At 59.8% G+C, this 21,348-nt stretch carries 19 protein-coding genes, 1 tRNA gene and 1 pseudogene; 13 read left to right on the forward strand and 8 right to left on the reverse strand.

All coding sequences use genetic code 11. The features are described 5' to 3' along the window. Position 1: 1 nt before the first annotated feature. From KBX13_RS10510 to KBX13_RS10525, 4 genes are all read right to left on the reverse strand, one after another. Positions 2 to 1,000 carry a S66 peptidase family protein gene (locus tag KBX13_RS10510; protein ID WP_256001427.1) on the reverse strand — a complete coding sequence of 333 codons (999 nt, stop codon included), beginning with the start codon at positions 998 to 1,000 and terminating at the stop codon, positions 2 to 4. Continuing rightward, on the reverse strand, positions 1,000 to 1,587 hold the full coding sequence (locus tag KBX13_RS10515) for a hypothetical protein (RefSeq protein WP_256022106.1): 588 nt from the start codon (positions 1,585 to 1,587) through the stop codon (positions 1,000 to 1,002). Before KBX13_RS10515 ends, KBX13_RS10510 begins: the two co-directional genes overlap by 1 nt. Before the next feature lie 1,181 nt (positions 1,588 to 2,768). Next, positions 2,769 to 3,212 (reverse strand): hypothetical protein, encoded by a 444-nt coding sequence (locus KBX13_RS10520; protein ID WP_143109982.1) that lies wholly within the window; start codon positions 3,210 to 3,212, stop codon positions 2,769 to 2,771. 312 nt (positions 3,213 to 3,524) lie between these two features. Further along, a complete protein-coding gene (locus KBX13_RS10525) occupies positions 3,525 to 3,920 on the reverse strand; it encodes a hypothetical protein (protein WP_256022108.1) in 396 nt (131 codons plus the stop codon). A gap of 375 nt (positions 3,921 to 4,295) precedes the next feature. Between KBX13_RS10525 and KBX13_RS11565 the strand changes: the two are divergent. The 4 genes and pseudogenes from KBX13_RS11565 to KBX13_RS10545 all read left to right on the forward strand — a co-directional run. Then, positions 4,296 to 4,571, forward strand: a pseudogene (locus KBX13_RS11565) (hypothetical protein); the annotation flags it as partial. A 389-nt stretch (positions 4,572 to 4,960) separates the two neighbouring features. Continuing rightward, positions 4,961 to 5,440, forward strand: coding sequence for a hypothetical protein (locus KBX13_RS10535; RefSeq protein ID WP_143109984.1), 480 nt, complete (start codon positions 4,961 to 4,963; stop codon positions 5,438 to 5,440). Then, positions 5,440 to 5,757, forward strand: a complete 318-nt coding sequence (locus KBX13_RS10540; protein ID WP_071568015.1) for a hypothetical protein — start codon at positions 5,440 to 5,442, stop codon at positions 5,755 to 5,757. The genes KBX13_RS10535 and KBX13_RS10540 overlap by 1 nt, the downstream gene beginning before the upstream one ends. Next, on the forward strand, positions 5,757 to 6,149 hold the full coding sequence (locus KBX13_RS10545; protein ID WP_256022111.1) for a hypothetical protein: 393 nt from the start codon (positions 5,757 to 5,759) through the stop codon (positions 6,147 to 6,149). Before KBX13_RS10540 ends, KBX13_RS10545 begins: the two co-directional genes overlap by 1 nt. A gap of 475 nt (positions 6,150 to 6,624) precedes the next feature. On the opposite strand, the gene KBX13_RS10550 is transcribed toward KBX13_RS10545, so the two are convergent. Next, a tRNA-Leu gene (locus tag KBX13_RS10550) sits at positions 6,625 to 6,708 on the reverse strand. A 137-nt stretch (positions 6,709 to 6,845) separates the two neighbouring features. Between KBX13_RS10550 and KBX13_RS10555 the strand changes: the two genes are divergently transcribed. From KBX13_RS10555 to crgA, 8 genes are read left to right on the forward strand one after another with little or no spacing between them, the layout of a single operon-like run. After that, on the forward strand, positions 6,846 to 7,751 hold the full coding sequence (locus KBX13_RS10555) for a DUF3662 and FHA domain-containing protein (protein WP_256022123.1): 906 nt from the start codon (positions 6,846 to 6,848) through the stop codon (positions 7,749 to 7,751). 45 nt (positions 7,752 to 7,796) lie between these two features. Beyond that, positions 7,797 to 8,252, forward strand: a complete 456-nt coding sequence (locus tag KBX13_RS10560; protein ID WP_070363634.1) for an FHA domain-containing protein — start codon at positions 7,797 to 7,799, stop codon at positions 8,250 to 8,252. Further along, positions 8,249 to 9,637, forward strand: coding sequence for a PP2C family serine/threonine-protein phosphatase (locus KBX13_RS10565; protein ID WP_256022112.1), 1,389 nt, complete (start codon positions 8,249 to 8,251; stop codon positions 9,635 to 9,637). The genes KBX13_RS10560 and KBX13_RS10565 overlap by 4 nt, the downstream gene beginning before the upstream one ends. A 2-nt stretch (positions 9,638 to 9,639) precedes the next feature. Next, positions 9,640 to 10,992, forward strand: coding sequence for an FtsW/RodA/SpoVE family cell cycle protein (locus KBX13_RS10570; RefSeq protein WP_256022114.1), 1,353 nt, complete (start codon positions 9,640 to 9,642; stop codon positions 10,990 to 10,992). Further along, entirely contained in the window at positions 10,989 to 12,446 is a 1,458-nt protein-coding gene (locus KBX13_RS10575; protein ID WP_256022115.1) for a penicillin-binding transpeptidase domain-containing protein, read from the forward strand. The genes KBX13_RS10570 and KBX13_RS10575 overlap by 4 nt, the downstream gene beginning before the upstream one ends. Further along, a complete protein-coding gene (locus KBX13_RS10580; RefSeq protein WP_256022117.1) occupies positions 12,443 to 13,975 on the forward strand; it encodes a serine/threonine-protein kinase in 1,533 nt (510 codons plus the stop codon). The genes KBX13_RS10575 and KBX13_RS10580 overlap by 4 nt, the downstream gene beginning before the upstream one ends. Next, positions 13,976 to 16,006, forward strand: a complete 2,031-nt coding sequence (gene pknB / locus KBX13_RS10585; RefSeq protein WP_256022118.1) for a Stk1 family PASTA domain-containing Ser/Thr kinase — start codon at positions 13,976 to 13,978, stop codon at positions 16,004 to 16,006. A gap of 52 nt (positions 16,007 to 16,058) precedes the next feature. Next, positions 16,059 to 16,328: a cell division protein CrgA gene (gene crgA / locus KBX13_RS10590; RefSeq protein WP_070363346.1), complete on the forward strand. Its 270-nt coding sequence runs from the start codon at positions 16,059 to 16,061 to the stop codon at positions 16,326 to 16,328. A 124-nt stretch (positions 16,329 to 16,452) separates the two neighbouring features. Here crgA and KBX13_RS10595 read toward each other — a convergent pair whose 3' ends face one another. Then, entirely contained in the window at positions 16,453 to 17,340 is an 888-nt protein-coding gene (locus tag KBX13_RS10595; protein ID WP_256022120.1) for an endonuclease domain-containing protein, read from the reverse strand. A 171-nt stretch (positions 17,341 to 17,511) separates the two neighbouring features. Here KBX13_RS10595 and KBX13_RS10600 point away from each other — a divergent pair, with 171 nt between their 5' ends. After that, entirely contained in the window at positions 17,512 to 18,915 is a 1,404-nt protein-coding gene (locus tag KBX13_RS10600) for a hypothetical protein (protein WP_070363348.1), read from the forward strand. Positions 18,916 to 19,203: 288 nt separating this feature from the next. Here the strand turns inward: KBX13_RS10600 and KBX13_RS10605 are convergent, their stop codons facing one another. Both KBX13_RS10605 and KBX13_RS10610 read right to left on the reverse strand, forming a co-directional pair. Further along, entirely contained in the window at positions 19,204 to 19,860 is a 657-nt protein-coding gene (locus KBX13_RS10605; protein ID WP_256022121.1) for a rhomboid family intramembrane serine protease, read from the reverse strand. Between the two features lie 98 nt (positions 19,861 to 19,958). Next, on the reverse strand, positions 19,959 to 21,125 hold the full coding sequence (locus KBX13_RS10610; RefSeq protein ID WP_070975479.1) for an ATP-binding protein: 1,167 nt from the start codon (positions 21,123 to 21,125) through the stop codon (positions 19,959 to 19,961). Positions 21,126 to 21,348 lie beyond the last annotated feature (223 nt).

Consider the following 21,348-nt stretch of genomic DNA (forward strand, 5'->3'; position numbering starts at 1 on the left):
ACTACACTCTAGGAAAACTAATCGACGCCTCTCCCCCCTCCACCGAAACATCCACACGCCCGCCGACCGGGAACGTCAACAACGGGTTCGTGTGTCCAAACGATGCGTTCGCCACCACCGGCTTCCCCCTCAACTCAGGTATCGACGCCACCATCTCCTCCACCATCACCCTCGTGACACGGCTCGCGGTCTGGAAACGCCCAATCACCAAGCCCTCAATCCCGTGACCATCCGGGGCCTGCAACAACGACACCAGCTCACGCCGGAAATCCATCACCGTGTACTTCCCCGTCACCTCCGCAAACAGCACCGCATCATTCAACGACGGCATAAACTCCGTGCCCGACAGCAACCCCAACGTGCCCAAATTCGACCCAAGCGCAATCCCCTCCGCGCGGCCCTCCTGGATCACCCACCAGCCATCATCCGGCTCCTGCACACGACCGTCCTGGTTAATAAACCAGTCATCGTCCGTGAACCAGTCCCCCGGCTGCCACACGATCGGCCCATCAGTAAACGCCGCCTGCACAAACGCGTCACGGGTCACCTCACCGAAATCGCGCATCCCCAACGTCGACCAGTGCGGCCCCACGTACACCACCTGGCCCGTCTTCGCATACACCGCATTCGCCAACGCCGACACATCCGAATTCCCACACAGGAACTTCGGGTGCTCCGCAATCACATCAAAGTCCAGGTGAGGCAGGATCTCGTTACTGGTAAAGCCGCCGATCACGCTCATGATGCCGTCGACGGATGGGTCGGAGTAGGCGTCGATAAGATCCTCAGCCCGCAACTTGCCCGGCGCAGACCAAAACATGTCCGACACCCGCACATTCGCCCCAAAACTCACCGACAAGCCAAGCTGCTCCAAACGCCGCGTAGCCAACTCAGCCACAAACCGCCCTGCCGAGCCCTGCTCCACATACGCCAACGAACGCGCCGGAGCCACCACACGCACATGGTCGCCTACCGACAACGGGCGAGGATACAACGCCATCAGTACAAATACACCGACGCGTTATTACCGCCCTGGCACCGGGCTCCCCCACCCGCCGGCCAGCACGACATCGTGTACGTCTGCCCCGTCACCGGGCTATACACACTCAACGACCCCGGGAACTCACCCGTGGCTGCAGCCCGCTCATTAAACACAGCCAACACATTGCCCGCGAACTCCGACGACGTATTCCCGGTCTCCGCCGTCGCGTTCGAGAACCCCGCACTCGACCCCATCGGCTCACGCCGGTTCACATTAGGCTTGTTGCCCTGGTTGTTCTGGTTGCCCTGGCTATTCTGGCCGTTCTGGCTTTCTGGCGCGACCGTCTCAACCTCCGTCACAATCACCGGATCCTGCTGCTCCCCATTCGACCCATCGGAACGCACAAACAAAAACGCCACCGCGCCAGCCAGCGCCAACAACACCAACGTCCCCAACACCGACAACGCCACCACCAGGCCAGTATTACTCTTCTGCTGCTGGGGTTGGTAAGGCTGTTGGTAGTACGGCTGCTGGTACTGCTGTTGCTGAGACGTCCACTCGTCAGTGCCGGGGTGGCTCTCGTTTGACTGGTACGGGTTCGTCATGAGGGGCTTCCTTCAGGGATATGCAACAATACTGCAGCTCACCTTACTAGGTGTGCGCTGCCGATATGCGGCGTGGACGCTCCGTAAGGGACTTTGCACCAAATTCCGGGTTTGCATTTTCGCGACCTGGGGAAACGCCACGCAGGTTTGTTGGAAACCGGGATTGTGGTGCACAGGAAACTGACGAGAGTGACAAATCTGACATCGCTAATTATCTAGCACTTTTATAACCTGGCGCTTTAGATAGCTGATCGAATTGGGTTGCGTCTTTTGTCACTGGCTCCCTGACCAAGTGCCAAATTCCTTCACCAAGAATCAGCGATCTGGGGAGGATGCCGCAAAAGCTAGCCACGAAAGGGGATCCTGATACACAGGAAACCCTATGGTGAAGCAATCCAGGACTTGCGAGGATCTTCTCTGGCTATTTTTCGCACCTGGCTTCCCACCAATGCCCAGCCCAGCTCGGGTAGCCCTCGTCCACTGCACGACGTATAGAAAACATATCGTTAAGCCGCCCTCGCACGTTGGTCTCCAACAGCTTCTCCTGATGGGGCACTCGATTACGTAGGCGAGTCAGCTTTTCAAAACGTCTCCCGATATTTTCCCTCGAACGATCATCGCTAGTCACATTCGGAAATGCCATATGCAGGCAGCTCTTCCACAAGATCTTGGCGTTCGCCCTGTGATCAGGAAGCGCTTTAATGCTGCGGTTTGCCGGTCAAGATTCTGATCTTTGGAGCTGACGCGCGCGTAACCAATTTTTTGACCCGCAACAGCCTCTGATTGTTCGGGAATGTCTAGAGGTAGTGACGGTTCTGTTTCATTACTCATGTACCCGCCCTAGCGAACAGTGGGTTAAACGCGATGGATGTAATCCCCGAACTGTTCATTTAGGGTGTGGCCCATGATTATCGCGACGATCAACGCGAGAGGTGGTGTGGGACTACAACGACGATGGGGATGATATGGCGTGGGAGTCTCTAAATCGCGCGATACGTGCGTCTGCTCGCCTGTCAAAAACTTTGGCCATTGGTGCTTCGCGAAGCGACTTAGTACCAGAAATGAAGCACCGGATATGTGCACCAGTGATTAGCCTAATCGTCCAGACTACACGCTGACACCTTAATCAAGAGGTGACGGCATTTATTATATGGATATTCCGTTGAATTTCTGGATCACAATCAAGCACAAATAGATCCCAGAGGGAACGCTCTGCCATCGCTCGACACATTAACGGCTTTTACATGACTGGTAAATTCCCTAGGTATTGTCTCTTCACCTAATGCCAAATCACGCCATAGTCGAGAGACACCAGCTCCTTCCATGGCGGGTTCGTCAACGTCTTTAGCCACACATGAAAGGCTATACAAACCCCATTCAGATTCATCAAAAGGGTAAGTGCCAAAGTCTCGCATATCCCTACGGAAATCTTGCATCATGACTTCGCGAATTACTTCGTCTCCCCCATGTGTAATTTCGTCAGTTACATAGAGTATCTGTGTGATCTCTCGAGCCTTATCCACTCTTTTTAAATACTGTTTATGGAATTGTTCAAGGTCAGACTCTCGAGCGAGGAAGTAAGTTGTAAAAAGAAGAGTTTCGCCCAACATATTAAATCGGATCACCGTCTACAGTGAAAGCTCCAGAATTTGTATACTTAGGCTGAGGGTAGCAGTGCCTTTTATGCACATTTTTTCCGAATTTGTTCGTGTACAAATCCGCATCTTTCTGCGCCTTTGTAGGATCTTTCGGATGATTGCCGTAAACAAACCCTACTATTGGGTTTCCCGATTCATTCTTTACCACTTGGCACTTCACTGTGTACATGCCCAGTTCATTTTTTTTCGCAGCCGAAAAAGCTGGAGCTGGGCTAACGAACAGTAGTGAAAAAGCAACCGGAATGGAAATAATCCACTTGGAGGTTTTAGAAATATTTCTTAGCAAAGGTCTACCCTGTCTATCTTATCTAGTCCACGAACAACCCACTTCACATTTTTCCTACTATGAGGGGAAACCTGTTCGCGAGAAGTATCTTTAGAACCCAAAATAGGAGACGTAACAGAAGTCATAACAACTTTGATTCTCATAGGCGCGTCGCAATTGTTATACACCTGGACAGCAGCCTTTTCCATTTTCGCTTCAACACACGATGGGGCAGTGTTAGCTGAACGGAACATCTGGCTAGAAGAATCTTCTTCCACCACTCCAGCCGCATAACCCTCGGGGATCGAAATGGACTCACCTTCGGATAGCTCCACAACCGAGTAAGCATCCTTTTCCAAACCAGAACTCCCCTCAACCGCCATGGCAGCCGGGGAAGAACAGGCAGCCATAGCGGTCGCTACTACAACTAAAGACCTAAAAACACGCATTTATTGCCACCAATCTCGTAACCCTTACTGGAAAGGTCAACCAATAGTACATTCGTCACGATAACTGAACTTAGTTACCTCCGCCACCATAATTATTTCTCGCCCAGTGCCCACCCTATTTCTATTAAAGGGTGAGCGCACTTCCCGGCATTTTTGTTGAGGTCATTCTTTCTTCCCAAAACATTGCTAAGCGAGAATGCGCGCCGGTACGCAGCATGAAGGATCTGCAAGGCTTGTATCCGAGGCACAAAGCACCTAAGAGCCGACTGTCGTGAACTGTAACCAAGTCGAATAAGCCAGCAGTTAACACACCTTATTTTCCGTAAACTGCCGACTATGGAAGAGAAAAACCTATCGTCATTAGTGTTTGGAAACGTCGTCCTTGAATCTCAGTTTTTGGGGACAACTCCTCGAATATATGCCGCTGACATGCGGTCTTATTCTTTACTACCCAGCCCTTATGCCACTCTCTCTGCCCCCTTAAATGATTTAAGAAGGCAGCTTCAACCTGACCATGCTGAGGCTATCGCTAAGAAAATCTTTGACTCCGTGGCTGAAGAGCTGAACGAAAAAATGCCGGCTTGGATTGATTGCCACGTCAAGGCGCTGGAGTTTTTCGGTAAACTGCCTGCGATAATCGTTTTTGATAATGCTGCAACGGCAACGTATCGACCGAAAAAGCACGCCACATACAGGATGGTCACCGACCGCTACGCGGCGTTTGCGGACTATTACGGGAACACCGGTACCAACAAACCGCATCCGACAAACCCAACTCGAAGAATGGCCTGAATAAAGGCTAGGTTCTTTTTCGGAACTGTTTTCTTGCTTCCACTGGTGGAGTTTTGTGCGCGACGAGAAGTGATCGCTTGGGCTTTCACGCCTACGCGTTTGCGCAATCTTCTTAGTTGTAAATACTGAACGAAAGTTCCATAGACTTGAAAGCACTTTCCATTTACTGTCATAAGCAAAGTACAGATCCAACAGTAAGGGAGCTAAAGATGTCGATTAAAAAGCTTGCAAGAAAAACTCGTTCAGTATTGATTTTTGGTGCTGTTTTGGCTCTCGCTACCCCTGGCAGTGCGTTTGCCCAGGATGCAGAAACGCCCTTAGGCAGCGATGTAGTTTCTACTGCAGACATCGAATCGGGCTTTGAGTTGCTTTCCGGAGAAACCAAGACCGTAGACTTGTCGGATTCCACCCTGAAGCAGTCAGCGGAAATTCATGCTGATAGCGCATCGGCTATGAGCTTCTACAGTGCATCAAACACTGCTCCTGGGTGTGTGTCTGTTGAGCGTCATCTGTCTACGATCAAGATCCGGAATAATTGCCCTACTTCTGTTCGCGTGAAAGTTATCATGACTGGTCCGGTAGGGTCCCAGGACATTGAGTGTACAGGGGTTGCTCCGGGTACTGAAGTCACCGTTGCCCGGTTGAAGGTTCCAGGCGTTACTCGTATTGACCGAGTGGAGAATTGCTAATGAAGAAACTTCGTACCTTGGCGCTTGCACTCGCTTTTCCTTCTGTAATGCTTGCCCAGGCGCAAATCGCTCAGGCAGCAGGCATTGTCAAAAATGAACTGGGCATGGTCACTGTGAAATGCCAAGTAGTGGAAAACACTCCCGGCAACCCTATTGTGGGCTTTGTTGTAGGTAACCATCCAACAAACCTTAATGCTGCCAAATCCGATGCAAATTTGTACGAAAGCAAGTTTAACAACGCCCATAAGAGGCATTGTTATCCTCAGCGGAAGTACCGCCCTTCGGGTGCCTATGACACGAATTGGAACCCCAAGTAATGTCCAGCGAAATTACCCTGACCAAGACCTATTTCCTTGCAAAGGAAAGGGATTTGCCTCGGTGTTATAAGCGCTATCTTGAACGAGTGGAGCGCGTAAAGCAGTTCACGACCGTCTATCTGGTCGCTGATGTGGAGGTTGATGAGTCGGATCCCGTTGTGAAACAGAACTTGCTCCATGATCTCCAGGCACAAAGTGATGAACCGGTTAACGAGGATGAATGGAATATGTATAGCTATTCCACCGCGTTAGGGACGATCGATGAGCCTATTGAGCCCGGGGCAGCCGTGTCACGTTTGTGGGAGGACATGCTTTTGACCGACGACGAGGAGTGGCCTCGGTCTTTTATCAGCACTGTTAATTTCTCGTCTCTTATGTCACGGCCGAAGTAACGAAGGGTTCGCGTAACTCTCTTAAGCTACTGTTCGCCCATTGTGTGAAGCTAACTAACCAGTTAATCGCCTGCGAGCACTCCCAAAACAGCCTCAACCGTCTATCGCAATCCGCCTTATCGACGTCCTCTCCGGCCATAGTGAAATACCTCTCGAAACGAGCGGCCCCGAGCATCGTCGCTAATGTTATCCTTTTCCGCCCACTCCCAACACACCAAGTTCCGGGTTGGTGTTTTCGCGACCTGGCGAAACGTCACGCTGGTTTGTTGGAAAACCGGGAGTGTGCTGCACAGGGAACTGACGCGAGTGACAAATCTGACGTCGCTAATTATCTAGCACTTTTATAACCTGGCACTTTAAATGCACGGACCAAATTGGGTTGCGTCTTTTGTCACTGTCTCCCACCGACGCAGCCCATGAAAGCAGCCCAAACGCAAAAAGAACCGGCCCTCCCGAAGGAGGGCCGATCCGGTTGTGCCCGGGGGGGGACTTGAACCCCCACGTTCTTGCGAACACTGGCACCTGAAGCCAGCGCGTCTGCCAATTCCGCCACCCGGGCGGGCACTGGAATAATATAACACCCAAACATGGTGGAGTGCCAAATCGGCACGTCATGGGGCATAAAGGTGTTTCACGCTAGGTTGTGTCGGAATGCGCACCTATACTAACGAGGTTAAAGAAAGGAGGTGCATGCGGATGGGAGTCATGGATCGATTGGCAAAGCTGGACAGTTCGTTGCAGCGTGGCCTGGATAATTCGATGGCGGCGCTGTTTGGCGGCAAGGTGGTTCCGGCTGAGATCGAGGAGCTGCTGAAGCAGGAGGCGCAAGACTCTGTTGTGGTGACTGACCATGATGAGTTTGTGGTGCCGAATGTGTTCGCGGTGGGTGTTTCTTCGAAGGATTTGGAGAACTTGTCGCGGGAGCGTGACCTGCCGGTGCACCTCGCGGAACAACTGACGCGGTATGTGCGCAATCAGGGTTGGTTCTTTGATGGGCCGGCGGTTGTGCGGATCGCGGAGGAGTCAGGGCTGCGTACGGGCCAGTTGCGGGTCAGTTCGTATATTGATCCGCAGCCGGAGGTCGCGAGTGGGTTTGATGCCATTGTGGCGGAGCCGACGAAGCGGTCGAAGGGTGGTAGGCACCGTCATGCGGCGAACCAGGATCAGGAGGATCACATGCATGAGCCAAATACGATGACGCCGGTGGAGGGTGGCGAAGCGACTGTGAGCTTGCTGTTGCAGGACGGGTCGTCGCGCACGTACCTGGTGCATGAGGGCTCGAATATTTTGGGCCGGTCGAATGATGCGGATTTCCGTCTGCCGGACACGGGTGTGTCCAGGCAGCATGCGGAGATTACGTGGGATGGCCAGGTTGCGGTGTTGGTCGATTTGCAGTCGACGAACGGCACGACAGTCAACGATGAACCCGTGGAGAACTGGATGCTTGCCGACGGCGACGTGATCACCCTGGGCCATTCCCACATCGAGGTGCGCATCGTGGAGCCGAGGGCGTCCAGCCCGGCGGCGCCGGACCCGGAGGAGGGCGCGCCACGCTATACGGATGCGGCGTCACACCCCCAGACAGAATTTTTTCAGGCCTAACGGCACAACAGGCTGAACAAGCCCCGATTTGAAGGAGTTCCTTTGTTGGATTCCGCGGTGATCCTGAGCGCACGCTTCGGGCTGCTCGCGCTGCTCTGGCTGTTCATTCTGCTGGTGCTGTGGGTGCAGCGGAAGAATGTGCGTGAGGTGGGTGGAGCTGGGCGTCGACAAGTGAAGCAGGCGGGGAAACCGCTGCAGTCGCGTGAGAAGGTCCGGCAGATTGCGGTCGTTGAGGGGCCGCTGCAGGGCTCCCACATGGAGATTGCGAGTGTGGAGCATGTGACGCTGGGCCGCTCGCCGGACAATGATTTCCAGCTTGGGGACGACTTTGCGTCCTCGCGGCACGCGCGGCTGTTCCGCCGCGGCAGCGACTGGTTCGTTGAGGACCTGGACTCCCGCAACGGCACCTTTGTGCAGGGCATGCGCATTGACCAGCCGGAGCGGGTGTCGGTGGGGACGAATATCAAGATGGGGCGCACGATTGTGAGGTTGATGCCATGACGCTGCGGTTGAATTATGTGGCGGCATCGGACAAGGGTCTGGTGCGTGGAAACAATGAGGACTCCGCCTACGCGGGCCCGCACCTGCTGCTGCTTGCGGACGGGATGGGTGGCCACGCGGCGGGCGAGGTTGCCTCGCAGTTGATGGTCAGCCATATGGAGCACCTCGACCGGGACCCGGGGGACGCCGACATGTTGGCGCTGCTCGGGGCGGCTGCGGATGATGCGAATGCTTCCATTGAGCGTTCGGTGGCGCAGCACCCGGAGCAGGAAGGGATGGGCACGACGCTGACGGCGTTGATGTTCAACGGCGCCGAGTTCGGCCTCATTCACGTGGGCGATTCGCGAGGCTACTTGCTTCGCGACGGCCAGCTTCGCCAGCTCACCGAGGACGATACGTTCGTGCAGTCCCTGGTCAACGAGGGGAAGCTGGACCCGGAGGACGTGTCGAGCCACCCGCAGAAGTCCCTGATTTTGAAGGCGTACACGGGCAACCCTGTGGAGCCGCACCTGGAGATGGTTCAGGTCCGTGCGGGGGATCGCGTGCTGTTGTGCTCGGATGGCTTGTCGGATCCGGTGACGGCGTCGACGATTGGTGAGGCGCTTGCGCAGGGCACCCCGTCGGTGGCGGCGCAGCGGCTGATTGAGTTGGCGCTGCGTTCGGGTGGGCCGGACAACATCACGGTGGTCATCGCTGATGTTGTGGAGGTCAAAGACGGCGAGGAGCACCCTGACTTGCCGACGTCCCCCGCGCTGGCGGGCGCGTTGGCGCCGGAGTTCGAGTCGACGCACCCGGACTCTTCGGCGTCTCGTGCGGCGGCGTTGATGCGCAAGTCGGAGACGATTCCGCCGAACCACAATCGTGAGGGCGGCCGTGGTGGGTCGCAGCCCGGCGCGGGTGACGCGTCGGCGGACGAGGAGGATGACCAGCGGTTTGGCCGCAAGGTGAATATTTGGCCGTGGGTGCTGTCCGCGTTGGCGATTGTGCTGATGTTGTCGCTGGCGGCGGTGTTGTGGACGAACGATAGGCTCAACGACCGCTATTTTTTAGGCACCGACGGCGACGACGGCCACTTTGCGATTGAGCGGGCCGTCGGCACGTCGTTGTTTTCGGAGCCGCGCCGCGAGGTGATTCAGCGGGCGTGCATTAATGAGCAGAACAAGTTGCAGATTGTGTCGTCGAACTCGGTGCCGCAGGACTGCGTGATCTTCGGTATCAATGACCTGCCGGAGAGCCAGCTGAACACGGTGGAGAACTTCAAGGGCGGCACGTATGACGATGTGCTGGGTATCTTGAACCGGTTGGCTGGTGAGGCGTTGCCGGTGTGCGTCGATAATGATGCGACGAAGGACGCCCCGCAGGGCGCGTGCCGGGAGGTGAAGTAGCGATGTCTCGTGTGTTTCGGCGTGCGAAGGAGCTGTTCCTGCTGCTGTGCTCGGCGGGGTTGCTGCTGCTGATGCTGTTTGGCCTGGAGCTGAGCCAGGGCCGCACAATGTCGACGGAGATGTTCTACCTGGTCGGCGGGTTCGTGGGCGTCTACGCGATTGCCCACGTTGCGATTTCACTGGCGGCGCCGCACGCGGACCAGTTGCTGCTGCCGCTGGTCTCGCTGCTCAACGCGATCGGCCTGGTGGTGATCTACCGCCTGGACCTGGCGGAACGCGCTGGCTACCCGCCGCTCGCGGAGCGGCAGGTGATGTGGTCCCTGGTGGGTGTGGTGCTGATGGTGTGCACGCTTGTGATTGTGCGCGACCATAAGGCGCTGGCCCGCTACTCCTACCTGCTGGGCCTGCTTGGCCTGGTGCTATTGGCGTTGCCGCTGGTGTGGCCGCAGCCGCCTGGGTTCGCGGATGCGCGGATCTGGATCTGGCTGGGCCCGTTCTCGATCCAGCCGGGTGAGTTCTCGAAGATCCTGCTGCTGGTGTTCTTCGCCCAGCTGCTGGCGCAAAAGCGCGCCCTGTTCACGGTGGCGGGCAAGACGCTGCTGGGGATGAGCTTCCCGCGCCTGCGCGACCTGGCACCGATTTTGGCGGTCTGGGCGATCGCGATTGCGATCATGGCGGTGTCGAACGACTTCGGCCCGGCCCTCCTGCTCTTCGCCACGGTGTTGGGCATGGTGTACTTCGCCACGGGGCGTACGTCGTGGTTGGTCATCGGTGCTGGGCTGGTGGCTGTTGGCGGGTACACGGTGTACCAGGTCAGTGAGAAGATCCAGGACCGCGTCGCCAACTTCATGGACCCGCTGGCCAACTTTGACACCACGGGCTACCAGCCGTCGCAGGCGCTGTTCGGCCTGTCCTGGGGTGGGCTGACGGGCACCGGGTTGGGCTACGGCCACCCAGAGATGGTGCCGGTGGCGCACTCGGACTACATCCTGGCGGCGATTGGTGAGGAGCTCGGGCTCGTGGGCGTGGCCAGCGTGCTGTGCCTGTTCGCCATCTTCATTACCCGCGGCTACTCGGCGGCGCTGCAGGTCAGTGACACGTTCGGCAAGTTGTTGGCCGCAGGCTTAGCGACGACCATCGCTATCCAAATCTTCGTGGTCGCCGGAGGGATCTCCGCGATGCTCCCGATGACCGGCCTGACCACGCCGTTTATGTCCGCTGGTGGCTCGTCGATCATGGCGAACTACGTGCTGCTGGCGCTGCTGCTGCGGATCTCGAACGCGGCGAACAAGCCAGCGGAGTTTGATGCTTCGGCGATGGGTGCCCAGGCACCGGAGGCGGTGAGCGCACGATGAACAAGTCTATTCGCTTAGGCGCGGGCATTGCCCTGCTGCTGATTGTGGCGCTGCTGGTGAACTTCACCGTGGTGCAGGGCTTCCGCGAGGAGAAGTACGCGCAGAGCCCACTGAACTCGCGCACTGTGGTGGAGCTGCGCCAGATCAACCGCGGCCAGATCAGTGCCGGCGGGCAGGTGCTGGCGGAGTCCCACCCGCTCGAGGACGGCTCCTACCAGCGCACCTACCCGAACATGCCGTGGTCCTTTGCTCCGGTGCTGGGCTACGTATCTGACCAGTACGGAACTTCCCAGATTGAGGCCGGCTACAACGGGCAGCTGACCGGGGCGGGCTCCGGGAAGTCCTCGCGCTTCCTGCGCACCGGGCTGGAGCAGGACGTGGTGGGCAACTCGGTTGAGTTGAGCATCGACCCGCACCTGCAGGCCCTGGCCTACGAGCAGCTTTCGAACCGCAACTACGAGGGCGCGATCGTGGCGCTACGCCCGTCGACCGGCCAGGTGCTGGCGATGGCGTCGACGCCCTCGTACGACCCGAACGCGATCTCCAACCCTGACACCGCCGAGGGCGCCTGGGCCGAGGTGAACAACAACCCCGGCAAGCCGCTGCTCAACCACGCGACGCAGGACCAGCTGCCGCCGGGGTCGATCTTCAAGATCGTCACCACCGCCGCCGGGCTGCGCAACGGCTACACGCCGGATTCCCCGCTGACGGGCGCGCCGTCCATCACGCTGCCGGGCACGACCGTGCCCCTGACCAACTACGCGGGCCAGGCCTGCGCCGGCGGCGGCCAGGTGCCGCTGCGCACCGCGTTCGCGCTGTCCTGCAACACGGCGTTCGTGCAGATGGGCATGGCCGTCGGCGCTGACGCGCTGCGTGAGGCCGCCCACGGATTCGGCATCGGCGAGCAGTACGACCTCGGCATGCCCAACGCCACCGGTTCGCTCGGCGACCTGCCCGGCGACGCCGAACTTGGGCAGTCCGCGATCGGGCAGCGCGACGTCACCATGACCGCGCTGCAGGCCGCCGTCATGGCGGGCACCGTCGCCAACGAGGGCCGCCGCATGGCGCCGTACGTGGTCAACCGCGTACTCAGCCCCGACCTACGCGAAATCGAAACCGCCAAACCCCACATGCTTTCCGACTCCATCAAACCCGAGGAAGCAAACACCATCAAGGACCTCATGTTCGGCTCCGAGCGCGACACCTGGGGCTACGACGGCAACGGCTTCGCCTCCAAGACCGGCACCGCCGAGCACGCCGAAGGCGCAGCGCCGCACACCTGGTACGTCGCCTTTGACCCGGTGAAGGATGTGGCGGTGGGGGTCGTCGTCAAGAATGGTGGCGGCCTGGGCACCGGGGCGACCGGCGGGCAAGTCTCCGCACCACTCGGGCGCGCGGTGCTCTACGCGGCACCCGCAGCGCCAGCTGATGAGGAAGGAACCAACGCGCGATGAACTACGAAAACAAAGACGAACTCCAGAAGCTCATCGGGCCCGACTACCAGCTGCAATGGATCATCGGGCACGGCGGCATGTCCACCGTCTGGCTTGCCGACGACGTCCGCCACGAACGCGAAGTAGCCCTCAAAGTGCTGCGGCCGGAGTTCACCGCGAACCAGGAGTTCCTCACCCGCTTCCGCAACGAGGCCAACTCGGCGGAGGGGATCAACTCCCCCAATGTGGTCGCCACGTATGACTACCGCGAGGTCAAGACCGACGGCGGGTTCCCCATGTGCTTCATCGCCATGGAATACATCCGCGGCGAATCCCTCGCCGACCTCATCGCGCGCGAAGGCCAGCTCAAGGAAGACATGGCCCTTGACGTGCTGGAACAGGCCGCGCACGGCCTCGCCGTGATCCACCGCATGGGTCTGGTGCACCGCGACATCAAGCCCGGCAACCTCATGATCACCCAGAACGGGCAGATCAAGATTACGGACTTCGGCATCGCGAAGGCGGCGGCGGCCGTGCCGCTGACGCGAACAGGGATGGTCGTGGGCACCGCCCAGTACGTCTCCCCCGAGCAGGCCCAAGGCAAGAAGGTCACGGCGGCGTCCGACGTGTACTCGCTCGGCGTCGTCGGCTACGAGATGCTCGCCGGGAAACGCCCGTTCACCGGGGACTCCTCGGTCTCGGTGGCGCTGGCGCACGTCTCCGCCGAGCCGCCCGCGCTCCCCATCAGTGTGAGCGCCCCGGCGCGCGAACTCATCGAGATCGCCCTGCGCAAAACGCCAACCCAGCGCTTCCGGGACGGCAACGAGATGCAGCTGGCCGTCGAACAGGTCCGCCAGGGGATGCGCCCGACGCAGCCCGGCGGCGACACGGCCGTCATCGCCATCGAGCCCTCCCCGACCGCGTCCACCCAGATGCTCGCCGACATGTCCCGGCCGACCACGGCCCGGCCCGCCGCCCCGCGGCGCCGCCCGCCTGCCCCACCGCAGGCCCCGGCGCGCGCAGCGATGCCTGTGCGCCCGGCGCCCGCTGACGTTGCTGCTCCTGGGAAGCGGCGCAGCACCGCCGGCTACTGGGTCGGCATCGTGCTCGGCGTGATCACCCTCGCCGTCATCGGCGGCGTGGCCTGGACATTCAACAACGGCACCCTCGGCGGCAGCACCCCGAGCAGCACCGCCCCACGCCAAAGCGTGGTCACCCAAACCACCACCGTGGAAACCGAACCGACCTACGAGGAACCCGTCGAAGAGCCGACCACGCACGCCCCCGACACGCCCACTGAACACAGCAGGCACACCAAGCCCAGTAGGCACAGCAGCGCCCCGGCCACGCTCACCATCGAGGACGAAACGCCAACGCAGCCAACCCACACCCGCTCTTCGGTGCCGGAGCAGCGGCCGACGGAGGGGACGTCGATAAATAATGAGGCGCCCACGACGCAGGCACCCAGCGAAAGCCCGGTTGGTGGGGAAATCGGCAATGGTGAACTAGACTTGCACAATCTGCCAAACATCCTCGGAGGAAATGCGTAAATGACAACGATCGCTAACCGATACGAACTCGGCGCCGTCATCGGCACCGGGGGCATGAGCGACGTCTACGCAGCCACCGACACCGTGCTTGGCCGCGACGTCGCCGTCAAAATGCTCAAAATCGACATGGCGCGCGACGAAAACTTCCGCGAACGCTTCCGCAAAGAAGCCCAAAACTCGGCGCGGCTCAACCACACCAACATCGTCGCCGTCTACGACACCGGCACCGAAGAAGTCTCAGGTGTCGACGTCCCCTTCATCGTCATGGAACGCGTCACCGGGCAAAACCTCCGCGACCTCGTGCGCGCCGACGGCCCCTTAAGCCCCCAGAAGGCCGCCGCGTTCCTGCTGCCCGTCACGCACGCGCTCCAAGCCAGCCACGACGCCGGCATCATCCACCGCGACATCAAACCCGCCAACATCATGATCACCAACACCGGCGAGGTGAAGGTGATGGACTTCGGCATCGCCCGCGCACTGGATGACTCCACCTCCGCCATGACGCAAACCTCCGCAGTCATCGGCACCGCGCAATACCTCTCCCCCGAGCAGGCACGCGGCAAAGCAGCCGACGCCCGCTCCGACATCTACGCCCTCGGCTGCGTCATGTACGAAGCCGTCACCGGCAAACCACCATTCGAAGGCGAATCCCCCTTCGCCGTCGCCTACCAACACGTCCAGGAAGACCCCATCCCGCCGAGCGAGCGCGTCCCCGCCGACCACGAACTGACCCCCAACGAGGCCGTCAACCTGGACAGCGTCATCCTCACCGCGATGGCCAAGCACCCGGCGGACCGCTACCAAACCGCCACCGAAATGGGCGAAGACCTGGCACTCCTCAAGCGCGGCGCCGTGACCAACGCCGCCCGCAGCCACCTCGCCGCCCCCGAACCCGAACCCGTCGACCCCTCCGATGATGCCACCATGGTCTCCGAAACCGTCCAGGGCAACGCGCCGCGCCGCGCCCCGCGCCCGGACAGCCGACCCGTCGGGCAGCTGCCGGAGAAGGCTGGCGCCGGAGCAGTCGGCGCTGGTGCTGCTGGACGCTACGCCGCCCACCGCCGCGAACACGAAACCACAACCCCAACCTGGATGAAGTGGCTGGCAATCGGCCTCGGCGCCGCCATCATCGGCGCCTCCGGCTGGCTCGCCTACTCCTACTTCTCCCCCAACAGCGGAGAGACCCACAAGTCCTCCCAGATGGTCATCATCCCGGACCTCGCCGACAAACCACGCGCAGAAGCCGTCGCCGAACTCGAAAACCTCGGCTTCCAGGTTGCCGTCTCCGACGAGCCCAGCCCCGACATCAAGCGCGGCAACGTCATCGACACCAACCCGATCGCCGGGTCCGAACTCCAGCGCGGCACACTCGTCACCGTCACCGTCTCCTCGGGGCGCGAGCTTACCGACGTCCCCGACGTCACCAACATGGACGCCCAAGAAGCCGCAAAGGTCCTCGAAGACGCCGACCTGGAACTGAACGCGGAGCTGCGTCGAGAAGCCAGCGAAGACGTGCCGAAGGGCGAGATCATCAGCCAGCACCCCGCAGCCGGCACCCAGATCTCCAAGGGATCCAAGGTGACCGTCACGGTGTCCGACGGCCCCGAAATGGTCCAGGTACCGTCGCTGTCCGGCGTCAACGTCAACCAAGCGTCCGCCACCCTCGGCTCCATGGGGCTCCAAGTCACCGTGAACAAGGTCGACTCCGAACGCCCAGACGGCGAAGTCATCGCAGTCGCCGGCGAAAACACCGAAGTAGCCAAGGGCACCACTGTCGAAGTGCGCGTCTCCAACGGCATGCTCATGACCATGCCGAACATCACCCGCATGAAACCCGCCGACGCCGACAAAGCGCTACGCGACGCCGGCTGGAGCGGACGCCTCGTCGAAGGTCCAACCGTCCCGACCGGCGCCCTCGTCGACAACGGCCTCATCGGACACCAAGAAGTCAACGCGGGCGACACCGTCCGACGCGACGCCGCCATCGGCTACAACCTCTGGCAGTTCACCGCCGAACGCCTGATAAGGTAAAAACCCTGATAGCTGGAAAAGCCACCGCACTTGCTTGTAAAGGACTGACATAATGCCAAAGGCAAAAATCACCAAGGACCACCGCCCCGTATCAACCCCAACTGGCGTGTCCCGCACCCCGGTCAAGATCAACACCGGCGGCACCCCGATCTGGTACAAGACCATCATGTTTGGCCTGATGCTGCTCGGCCTCGGCTGGATTATCTTCTACTACATCGCCGGCGACCAGCTGACGTTCCTCGCCGAGCTCGGCCCGTGGAACTACGGCATCGGCTTCGCAGGCATGATCCTCGGCCTGCTCATGACCATGGGGTGGCGCTAGCCTCTGGCGTTTTTCCGGGATTTTTCGTAGATGGTAGTAACAGGATTGTAGTAATCCCGATTTTGGGCCCGATTTCGGGGATTACTACCATCCTGTTACTACCATTTGCGTTTTGACGTGCGTTTTAGCGGGCCGCGCGGCCCTTTGCGCGGGCCCGTTCCAGCTCGATTCGGGCGAGGATCTCGTCCATGCGGTGGAGCACGTCCGTAAAGCCGTACCGTAGAACGGTGTAGCCCTGGTTGGTTAGCTCGCGTTCGCGTTTGCGCTCCTGCAGGAGGCTGCGGCGGGGGTCGGAGGCGTGTTTGGTGTCGCCGTCGAGTTCGAGGATGACGGAGTCGTCGAAAAGGAAGTCGACGCGGTAGCGCTGCACCTGTGCCTGGAACTTCCAGCCGGTGACACCCCGGAGGAGGAACTCGGCGCGGGCGAGGGACTCCATGGGGGAATCGGCGTTGTAGACCGCGGCGCGGGCGGCGTCGCGCGCCACGCCGCAGTTGCGGACGCGGCCCATGCGCTCGATGTGCAGCAGGATGTCGCTGCGCTCCACGTGCGCGATGGACAGCAGCCAATCCATGGCGATGAGGCCTTCCTGAAACCCGTGGTAACGGGCGATATCGATCGCTGTGCGAATACGTGTGGAAAGGCGGATGCCGTACGCGGTAGTGACCTCGGCGGCGCTTAAGGCGGAGGTGCGGTAGCGGACGTCGGGCTCGACGAGGTGTTTCGCGGGGCCGCGGCGGCTGGGCGTCGTTACTTCTTGGATTTCTTCGGTGAGGCTGATGACCCACATGCCGTGGATGCGGGCAGCGGTCCTGCCTACGAGGCAGCCTTTGGTCATGGCGCGGGCGGTGGCATAAGCGCGCACGAGGTGCCGCTGCCAGGCATTGAGTTGCCCCCAGGTGCGCGACGGGATGCATTGCGTCCGGTTGAGGCGTCGGTACTCGGGGCTGTGCAGACGGTGACGGAGCGTGCGCGTGTCCACGATGGATGCGAAAAGTTCAGTGTTTTCCAACATGAGGTTTAGACGCACAGGAAAGCCGCCAGGTTCCCCACAGGTGTTCGGTAGCGGGGTGGCACGGGGGTGGATTGTTGAACAATCCGCGCACAGAAGGTGTACACATAGGAACAGGGCCAGAAAGGCCCTGACCTGCTATTTTACTATTGTCACCTTATGAAAGGTATAGTCATGCGGTTTATTCGTTCCATGACGGGCGTTGTAGCGGCCTTGGCATTAGCTGCCGGCACGCTGACCCCAGCCACGGCTCAGACGCTTGAGGAGTCGTACCCCGAAACCCCAGCGACCAATGATGCGCTGCCGATCATCCACACCTACAGGGGATCGGACCACTTGAAGGCGAACGTGCTCAACCCGCGCCCAGTGTGCAACTCCACTGAGGACTACCGCACCATCGTGTACAAGGTGAAGGACAACTTCCTGCCGGTCGGCACGATTTCGACGACCAACCTGACCAAGAACACCATCCCGCTGACGCAGGACCTGGCGCGCACGCAGACGATTTCGGCGTCGGTCAACGGGTCGAAGACTGAGACGATCAACATTGGTGGGTCGGGCTCGAAGGATGGGCTGCAGGGCAACATCGGCTACTCGCTGGCGAAGATGCTGGGCTGGTCGGTGTCGGGAAGCTTGAGCTGGAACGTCGGCCAGAAGATCGGGCCGTACGAGGTTCCGGCGGGCAACACGGGCGAAGCGACGTACGGTTTCCGCACCGTCACCATGACGGGCACGCAGCAGCGTTGCCGCCCGAACGGCACGTGGGCGACGCCGACGGCGTGGGTCGCGAACATGCCGATCAAGAACGAGGTTCGTGTGAAGAACTACTCCACACCTGCAGGTTCGTGGGCACCGAACCGCGGCGCGCAGGTCACTGACACGGTGGAGAACCCGAACCCGGCGTACAACGAGGACGTGCAGAAGATCACCGAGGGTGAGAACCTTGACGACGTCACCACCATCGACGACAACGATGAAGCCAATGTGACCAACGTGGAAATCGACGGCGAGACCGCCGCGGTGATCACGGATGAGGAGTCGGATGAGGCGACGTCGGAGGAGAACACTGAGGTCGAAGAGGTCGTCGATAATGCGGAGGCGCCTGCGCTCGACCTGGTGCCATACTTCACGACGAGCTCCTGGAAAGCTTCCGGCTTTGCTGGGTCCGTGGCGCTGCGTGTGAAGAACGTGGGCACCGAGCGCTACTGGGCGGAGTTCCCGGCGCTGACGTTCCGCGTTGAGGTGCGTACCGAGTCCGGCCCGAAGGGTGTGGACCGCCTGATCACCACCACCGGCGCGAACGGCTCGCACATCCGTGACCTCGGCTACAACGCCAAGAAGGGCGCGCGCATCTTCGAGGTGACGCTGTCCAACCCGGTCAATGCCGGTGACGACATGCTGCTCGGCGCGTTCAGCTTCGGCGACGGCAAGACCAAGGAAGGCCGCCTGCACAACTACATGACAGTCACCCAGACCAGCCGCCTGGCCGGCGACGTTTCCCAGTGGAACGACCAGAACGTCGACTCCCGCGACGTGACCGTGTCCGACTTCGGCCGCTGGCTGAAGGGCACCTTCTAGGGAGCATTTTGTGTAATTCGTAGTGCCAAGTTATCCACAGGTTGTGGATGGTTCTGTGGAGAGGACCGTTATCCACACCTGTGGATAACTCTGTGCACAACCTATTCGCACATCAAGCGCCTGGCGTAATGAGCTGCAATGATGCCCATTCGCCAGGCGTTTTTTCTTGTGAATCGCTGACATGTTCTAGCGATGTTCTAGAAATTACACGGTTGTGTTTATCCACAATGTGGACAACTCTGTGGAGTTCTCCACCGGTGTACAAACTTGGGGATAACGTGTGAAAAACTAGGCAACACCAATCACAAACGCCACAGCAGCCACAGCCGCTACGGCCGCGAGGGCGGACGCGAGCCACCTGACGCGCTTCTTCACCGACGTCACCGGCCAGCCCGCCAACAGGCCCACCACCAAACCGCCAAGGTGCCCCCACAGACTGATGCCCGGGGACAGCACCGAGTACGCAAGATTCGCGCCGACCAGCGCCAACGGCGCCCGCACGTTGACCTTCTGGCGCATCGACAACGCGAGCAGCACGCCCATCAGCATGTAGAGGGCGCCGGACGCGCCGGCCGTGGGCACGTCGTAGTTCCACTCCAGCACCGATGCCGACGACCCCAACACGCCCGCCACGTACAGCAGCGAATACGGCCCAGTACCCAGGCGACGCTCCAGCTGCGGGCCCAACAACGCCAACGTGATCATGTTCACGGCCACGTGGGAGATATCCACATGCAGAAAGCCGGCCAGGAGGGTGCGGAGGGTGGCGGAGGGGGCGTCGATAAATGGGCCGAAGAGCACCATGTTCTCGGCGAGGCTGGAGCCCCACACCACGTTGCTAATCGAGTGCGACTGGAGCGCCGTAATCACGAAAACGCCCAGGCAGACGACAGTGATGAACGCGGTTGCGGGCGCGCCGCGGAAGAGAGAGCGAACGAATTGCATACGGCTACGGTACGGGGCGGCCTGGGGGTATCGCGAAATTGTGTGAAAGATGTGCCCGTATCTGATTTTTCGCATCTGGGCACATCTTTGTGGATATTTCAGGAGAGACGCTTGATATAGTCCGCCATTCCAGGGACCGTGAACTGCACAACACCGTGGTCAGGGGCAAAAATGAGACCCTTCTCAATCAGGTGCTTCCGGTTACTACTCAACGAATTCACCGAAACGTCAAGCGAATCCGCAATGTCCTTCGTGGGAACCTGCTTCGCAGAATGCGCAGCCATCGCCTGCAAATAGCGCTTCTCACCAGGCGTCGCACGCTCCCAACGGCTCGGGAAGAACCCGGCGTCAAGGGCCGCATTGCCTTCCGCCACGGCAAGTTGCGCATCACTTTCGGTAAACGGCGAAGCAGGAGCGACGTTCCAGATCGCCTTCCCATACTCCTGCAGGAAATAGGGGTAATTCAGAGCGGCGTCCACAAGATTCCGCAACGCTGCTGATGTAAACAGCACCCCTTGCCTGGTAGCCGGATCCTCAAGTGCGGCCGCCGCCGCGCTATCTGACAATGGACCAATCTTGCGGTACTCGAACAGACGCTCCGCGTACGACTGAGATTCCGCCAGCTTCTGAGGCAACGTAGGTAGGCCCGCCCCGAACACATAAAACGGCAAACCACGCTGGCCCGCCTGGTGCTGCACGGTAATCACCGCCGACATCAATTCCGCATCAAGGTCCTGCATCTCGTCAATAAAAAACGCAATCGCCTTCCCGTCCTTCTGCGCGGACTCTGCGACACTCAGCACAAGTTCCTCGAGATCCATCCCGATATCACCAGAGTCAGAAATACCCGCCTGAGCAGGTACCTCCAGCGCGACGTCAATACCACCGACATGCCAAGCAAACGAAGAAATCGCTGGAAGTGCGTCCTTGAAATGCTGCCACCGCTTACGCAACGACACCTTCCGCGCACTCAACGCCAGTTCACGGGCCAACCGCTTCCGGACCCGCTGCGCACCAGCACGATCAGCGCTTGCCTCAAGCTGCACCGTCAACCAATCTGCATTCTCGGCACGCGACGCGAGTTCATTCAGCAACACCGTTTTGCCCACCCCACGCAAACCACTCAGGATAACGCCGCGATTGTGCAATCCGCTGCGGGTTCTGGTGATGATGGCCTCGACAAGCTCGAGCTCCGCTTCGCGCCCTGTCAGCGCAGGTGGTCGCAGTCCCGCACCTGGCGAATACGGGTTCAGTGTTTGGTCCATGGGTTCACAATAATCGAAAATGTGTGAAATATCCGGCTAGATGTGCCCAGATGTCCCCGTATCTGATTTTTCGCATCTGGGCACATCTTTATGGATATTTCAGGATAGACGGGTGTGCTGGGGGTTGGGGCTGGGGGTTGGGGCCGCGCTGCTTGCTGAAATCCGTTCCGGTCGAGGTGTTAAAGGAGTGCGACGCTGGTCGCCGGAAATCGCCCGGGGTGGG

Origin of the sequence: Corynebacterium sp. CCUG 51687, assembly GCF_024453995.1 — a bacterium.
In the GTDB taxonomy this organism is placed as follows: Bacteria; Actinomycetota; Actinomycetes; order Mycobacteriales; family Mycobacteriaceae; genus Corynebacterium; species Corynebacterium pseudogenitalium.